The organism is Bartonella jaculi, assembly GCF_039543045.1.
In the GTDB taxonomy this organism is placed as follows: Bacteria; Pseudomonadota; Alphaproteobacteria; order Rhizobiales; family Rhizobiaceae; genus Bartonella; species Bartonella jaculi.
Genome location: NZ_BAABIZ010000213.1, coordinates 1 through 506, shown reverse-complemented (window position 1 = coordinate 506; position 506 = coordinate 1). Strand labels below are relative to the sequence as shown.

The 506-nt window shown below is 37.9% G+C and carries 1 pseudogene; it reads right to left on the bottom strand.

The features are described from left to right. Positions 1–206 precede the first annotated feature (206 nt). Positions 207–506, bottom strand: a pseudogene (locus ABD915_RS10240) (SMI1/KNR4 family protein); the annotation flags it as partial.

Below are 506 nucleotides of genomic sequence, written 5' to 3'. Positions count from 1 at the left end.
TGCCAATGGCTGCTTTGACCAGGTTCTTTTCTGCTTCACGGGTGATACGATCGACAAAAGGAGCGGTTTTGGGCAAAGATGGTCCAACACCAGCCATTTCCGTTATTTGGCTGGTCAAACCTGCTGTCACCATCGAGGAAACAATGCTGAGTATAGTCTTGGAAGAACCAAGCTCATAAAAGACAAAGTTGCCATAAAAAAGAAAGCTATTCTAGAGTAGCTTTAATTCTTTTACAGAGAAATTCATAAAAATTACTAGCGTAATAATGAGGATTGCTAGGTGGAAACTTAACCCTCCCAAAACTGCGTATAGTCAAAGTAAAATGTCTTGCCAAAATCAGTTCTACTCACAACGAGCTGCTATGGTTTTGCTAAGCCTTGTTTTCTATAGTTTCAGTTTTTGTAAACAATATTACCACCATAAACCGTTTCAAAGTCTGTATAAATTATAAACGCTCCGTATTTTCTCACTATCAATTTCACCTCTTCCATAGTTTTTTCCAAAA